The sequence below is a fragment of the Mesorhizobium sp. M0227 genome (assembly GCF_040321855.1).
Lineage (GTDB): Bacteria > Pseudomonadota > Alphaproteobacteria > Rhizobiales > Rhizobiaceae > Mesorhizobium.
On sequence record NZ_JAMYSJ010000059.1, the window covers coordinates 1 to 5,205 of the forward strand.

The 5,205-nt window shown below is 59.8% G+C and carries 5 protein-coding genes and 4 pseudogenes; 4 read left to right on the forward strand and 5 right to left on the reverse strand.

Translation table 11 applies throughout. The annotated features are described in order from the left end of the window. Positions 1-75 (reverse strand): annotated as a pseudogene (locus tag NKJ00_RS32030) (DNA-binding response regulator); the annotation flags it as partial. Between the two features lie 79 nt (positions 76-154). Here NKJ00_RS32030 and NKJ00_RS32035 point away from each other — a divergent pair. Beyond that, positions 155-430, forward strand: coding sequence for an acyl carrier protein (locus NKJ00_RS32035; RefSeq protein WP_023679571.1), 276 nt, complete (start codon positions 155-157; stop codon positions 428-430). A 105-nt stretch (positions 431-535) separates the two neighbouring features. On the opposite strand, the gene NKJ00_RS32040 is transcribed toward NKJ00_RS32035, so the two are convergent. From NKJ00_RS32040 to NKJ00_RS32050, 3 genes and pseudogenes are all read right to left on the reverse strand, one after another. Then, complete coding sequence (locus NKJ00_RS32040; RefSeq protein WP_023737119.1) at positions 536-1,153, reverse strand: hypothetical protein; 618 nt, start codon at positions 1,151-1,153, stop codon at positions 536-538. Then, positions 1,153-1,332, reverse strand: coding sequence for a hypothetical protein (locus NKJ00_RS32045; RefSeq protein ID WP_031194388.1), 180 nt, complete (start codon positions 1,330-1,332; stop codon positions 1,153-1,155). Before NKJ00_RS32045 ends, NKJ00_RS32040 begins: the two co-directional genes overlap by 1 nt. After that, positions 1,329-2,059: pseudogene (locus tag NKJ00_RS32050) on the reverse strand (IS6 family transposase). Before NKJ00_RS32050 ends, NKJ00_RS32045 begins: the two are co-directional and overlap by 4 nt. Positions 2,060-2,353: 294 nt before the next feature. On the opposite strand from NKJ00_RS32050, the gene NKJ00_RS32055 reads away from it, so the two are divergent. The 3 genes and pseudogenes from NKJ00_RS32055 to NKJ00_RS32065 all read left to right on the forward strand — a co-directional run bounded on the left by NKJ00_RS32055 (position 2,354) and on the right by NKJ00_RS32065 (position 3,890). Then, complete coding sequence (locus NKJ00_RS32055) at positions 2,354-2,731, forward strand: hypothetical protein (RefSeq protein WP_023679574.1); 378 nt, start codon at positions 2,354-2,356, stop codon at positions 2,729-2,731. A 122-nt stretch (positions 2,732-2,853) separates the two neighbouring features. Then, positions 2,854-3,105, forward strand: a pseudogene (locus NKJ00_RS32060) (DUF1403 family protein); the annotation flags it as partial. A gap of 75 nt (positions 3,106-3,180) precedes the next feature. Then, positions 3,181-3,890 (forward strand): annotated as a pseudogene (locus NKJ00_RS32065) (IS6 family transposase). A gap of 127 nt (positions 3,891-4,017) precedes the next feature. On the opposite strand, the gene NKJ00_RS32070 reads toward NKJ00_RS32065, so the two are convergent. Next, the coding region (locus NKJ00_RS32070) for a KUP/HAK/KT family potassium transporter (protein ID WP_352632585.1) at positions 4,018-5,205 on the reverse strand (1,188 nt) is incomplete at its 5' end.

Below are 5,205 nucleotides of genomic sequence, written 5' to 3' on the forward strand. Positions count from 1 at the left end.
GGCATGCATCGTGAGATACTCGGCGATGAGGCGCCGCATTGCGGCATCATCGTCAATGACAAGAACATGTTTCAACGGCACACCTCGTTTTGGGGGTTGGGCCCCGATCAGGGTTGCATTACCTGAATCTGCAATCAAAAGGCATGTATTAGTGATGACATTACTTGAAATTGAACAACTGGTTCTCAAAACCCTCAACGCTCTAGTTGCCGAAAAAGTAGAGGTCTCGATGACAACCAGAATGCGGGATCTCGGCCTCGACAGCCTCGACTATAACGAGCTTGCTACGGCGATCGAGAGCCGACTTGGCTGGTTTGTCGACGATTACAAGCTCTGGCAATACGAGTCCGTAAGGCATGTCGCCGACGCCGTCGCCAGTCAGGAGTTGCGCACCGCGGAACCACCAGCAGTGCGGCAAGTGCTGGAGTAGTGCTGTAGGCACAGGTTACGGTGAGGGCAGCTTGGGCGGCGGTAGCTATGGCCATTGCTCCGTTGTGGTTTGTATCCGTGACTGGTGTGTTTGAGAACTGTTGGGTCAGCCCGGTCCATGTCGCAGTGCCGATGCCCCCTTGGTGGCGTTGCCCGCAATTGCGATCGCTGCGCCCAGGGCACCAATGCTGACGGTCGTTGTCAGGCCACCCGTTGAATTGTTGTCAGAGGCAACAGTGCCCACCACACCATCCCAATCGGTGGTCGTATAGACCGACATGTAGTCACGGAACACGCTCTCACTATACGTGGTCACGATCGTTGCCGTCGTACCGGTTGGCACGAGGGCTGACCACACTGACAGATAGACCACACCAGAATTGAAGATGCTTTCCACCTGAGCGAGAAGGGTGGCAGCCACACCCCCAATCGTCATACTGTTGACGGTCACTGCACTTTCGGTGTCAGTGGTCTCAGTTGTCACGATGACACGACGATTAGCGTGTGGCGCGACAAGAAGCGGAATGCTGGTGTGGGTGTAAACGGTCGTGGCAGTCGAGTCTTCGTGAGTGCCATTGAAGACCAGATCTATCGGGAACATTTTCTCCCAGACGCCCGAGCTGCGCACATAGACCTGTCGAGCCTTGGTCCAGAGGCTTGAGATTTTCACCCAGACGGCGCTGGCCGCCCCCCAGACCCCGGAGGCTTTGACGTAAAGGGCCATTACGGCTGCACCCAGAAATCACCGTCCACGCCGCCAGAAGGGGCAGCGGCCGAGATCGTGACGCTGCGATTTGCCATCGTGCCGACGCCGAGAAGCGCCTTGGTCTGGGCAATGGACTGCGGTCGACGATAATTGTCCCCGGTGCCGTCACTCGACACGCGACCGACGAAGCTCGTCACAGCGTCGGCACCTGTGGCGTAGGTCGAGCGGTACAAACGCGTCGTGATATCACCAGCGCCATCGCGCTGAGGCGATGAACATGTATGGCGAGAGCAGAACGTTTGGGGCGGGGCGGGACGAAGAGGTTGCGGAGGGCTGACAAGGTCGAGACGAAGCGTTGCAGGCCTCTCGGCGATCGGACCCCTGCATCATCCGCTCCCGTTTTCGCGGCGGCACATGGGAATTCTCCGCTCCGTTGTTCAACCCCTTGTGCGACCGGTGCTTGACGTCCGGCATCACCTGTCGCTTTGCCGCTCCATACGAGCGCAGCTAGTCGGTGATCATGCGCTTCGGCGCGAGCCCCTGCTTCTTCAACAGCCGCGTCAGCAAGCGCTTGGCGGCCTTGGTGTTGCGGCGGTTTTGCACGATTTCCTCCAGCACATATCCATCCTGGTCGACGGTGCGCCACAACCAAAGCTTTTTGCCGGGCGATGGTGACGACCACTTCGTTCAGGTACCAGACGTCATTCCGGCACGGCGGCTTGCGGCGCAAGCAGCGAGCGCAGTCCAGCCCGAACTTGATGCCCCACCGGCGACTTGTCTCATACGAAACCACGATGCCGCGTTCCAGCAGCATTTCCTCAACCAGGCGCAGGCTCAGCGGAAACCGGAAATAAAGCCAGACCGCGTGGGCGATAATAGGCGGCGGAAATCGGGGGGCGTGTAGCTGACGGCGGGCGTATTCATGCCCCCCGGCGTCCATGTCGCAAATCTTGACGATTGCTTTGTGTGTCAAGCCCGCCGCAGGTCTCAACGCGTTCAATGCAGACATTGTGAAAATCGCCCTATTCCGCCTTTTTTTACCGCCCCTTAAGTCCCCCGCTCGCATGCTTGTCGATGCCATTGAACTCATAGCCATCGGCCAAGGATTTTGGAAAATATGTTTCCGCTCGCAGCAGAAAACGTGAGAGTCGCTGTAGGCCTAACGTTAAGGGGAGAGAGCGGTTTGATTGGACGAAATGGGTACCGGAGTACCGAGTCATGAAGCCACGAGGTAATCTGGTCCGACTGAAGCAATTTCAGGTGAATGAGAAGCGGCGACAGTTGCACCAGCTAGACATCATGATTGCCGATTTCGAACGCATGGCGCGAGAACTGGACTTCCAGTTAAACGCCGAGGAAACGAAGGCCGGCATCTCCGATGTCAATCATTTCGCTTATCCGACGTTCGCCAAGGCCGCTCGCCTACGTCGTGACAACGTCAAGAATTCGCAATCGGACCTTCTGCGGCAGAGAACCGCAGCCGAGCCATGCCTCGCCGAGGCTGAAGCAGAGCTCTCCAAGGCGCAAATGCTAGAATCGCGCAGCGGCAGAGGCCACGACCTCGAACCCGGCAACCGAAGCGCCATGATCGGCTGAGCCGGATGGCTTCAGCGCGCCTCATTCGCGACACCCGACTGGCCGTTGGCGCGCGAGAGGCGTGCGGGCACTGTAAAGATATCAGCGTATTGATGCAGCGATAGCTGGTCGGGACGGCTGTCATGCTGCGGCGACATACGCGATTTTGTTCCAGATTTGCATGGCGGCGTTACGCAGGTATTGGGGGAAAGTGGAACTGGTTGGCACTCGGATCATCGGTGGAAACGAACCGCTGCCGGCGGATCGGCGCCTGGCGGCAACGCCTGGCGCTTTCGGCGGCGGCGGTAACGGCAAAGCAGGCTGGCCGGTCGAGGATGAAGCGGCACCTGCGCGATGCCGTTCTGCTCACGGCCGGGAGACGGGGTCGGCCCCGCCGGCCGGATGCTGCTCGCTTGGCGCGGCATCGTAAAGTCAACCGACAGCTTATGAAGATGTGCGTACATTGGGCCATGTCAGAAGTTGCTCGTGATCCGCTCTATGGTCGCCACCGCTTTCCCGCCGAGATCATTGCGCACGCGGTATGGCTCTACTTTCGCTTTCCGCTCAGCCTGCGCATGGTTGAGGACATGCTGGCGGCCCGCGGCATCATCGTCACGCATCAGACCGTTCGAAGCTGCGCGGAGAAATTCGGACGGCATTCCGCCCAGGAGATCAATATCAGCCGGCTGCCTGGGCGATAAATGGCATCTCGACGAATGTGTCGTGGCTATCAGTGGCAAGAAGCAGTGGCTCCGGCGTGCCGTCGATCAGGACGGCTTCGTCCTCGAAGTGCTGGTACAAAGCCGCCGAAATGCCAAGGCGGCAAAGCGTCTGATGCGCAAGTTGCTGAAAGCTCAAGGGCGGACACCACGGATCATGATCACCGACAAGCTCCGATCCTATGATGCCGCCATGCGCGACCTCATGCCCGGCGTCGAACACCGGTCGCACACAGGCCTGAATAATCGAGCGGAAAATTCGCACCAGCCGACCCGACGACGCGAAAGGATCATGAAACGCTTCAAGTCGGCACGCCAGCTTCAGCGGTTCGTTTCCATCCATGATCCGATTGCCGACCTGCTCACTTTCCCTGCAATGCGCTGTCATCGGCTCAACATCGAGACCTGCGTAACGCCCCATGCAAATCTGGAACAAAATCGCGTGTGTCGCCACAGCGTGACAGCCGTCCCGGCCAGCTATCGCTGCATCAAGCCGCTGAAACTTACAGTGCCGGGCGCGCTGCTACCTGAATTTCCTTACCGCTCAATCAATGTGACAGCACCGATTCTTCTCAACCGCGGCATGCCCTAAATCGTCACTTGCGTTCCGATCTCGACGACGCGTCCGGTCGGGATCTGGAAGTACTCCGTCGCGTCGGCCGCCGTACGCGCCAGGCCGATGAACAACCGGTCCTGCCACACCGGCATGCCGGAATTGGGCGAGGCCTTGAGCGAACGCCGTGACAGGAAGAACGAGGTCGTCATGATGTCGAACTTCCAGCCTTGCTTGCGGCAGATCGCCAGCGCGCGCGGGATGTTCGGCTGCTCCATGTAGCCGAAGGTCAGCGTCACCCGCATGAACAGCTCGTTGACCGTCTCCATCTTGACCCGGTCGCTGTCGGGCACCACCGGTTGCGGCGCGGTCACCACCGAAAGGATGACGTTCTGCTCGTGCAGCACCTTGTAGTGCTTCAGGCTGTGCATCAGCGCGGTTGGCGCGCTGAGTGGATCGCTCGTCAGGAACACCGCGGTGCCGGACACCAGCTGCGGCTTTTTCTTCAGGAGATTGCCGGCGAGGAAATCGAGCGGGATTTCGTTGCGGCGGGTCTTGTCGAACAGATAGCGGCTGCCGCGCACCCAGGTCCACATGGCCAGCACGATGGTGAAGGCCACGGCCAGCGAGGCCCAGCCGCCCTCGAACACTTTGACGATGTTGGAGGCAAAAAAGCCGACGTCGATGAAGCCGAACAGCGCCGTCATGGCGACCGCCACCCACAGCCGCCATTTCCAAATCCGCGTCATGACCACAAACAAGAGCACTGTGGTCACCAGCATGTTGCCGGTCACCGAGATGCCGTATGCCGACGCCAGCCTGCTGGATTCGCCGAAGCCGACGACCAGCATCATCACCACCAGCGCCAGCAGCAGGTTGACGCGCGGCATGTAGATCTGGCCGGACTGTTTCTCCGAGGTGTGCAGGATTTCAAGGCGCGGCAGCATGTTGAGCTGCACCGCCTGCCTGGTCAGCGAGAAGGCGCCCGAGATCACCGCCTGGCTGGCGATGACCGTCGCGGCGGTCGCCAGCACGACCATCGGGATCAGCGTCCAGCCTTCGTTCATCTCAAAGAAAGGATGGCCGACGACGCCGTTCTTGGCCAGCACGAAGGCACCCTGCCCGGCATAGTTCAGCAGCAGGCACGGGAACACGACCCACAGCCAGGCGAGCACGATCGGCTTGCGGCCGAAATGCCCGAGATCGGCATAGAGTGCTTCCGC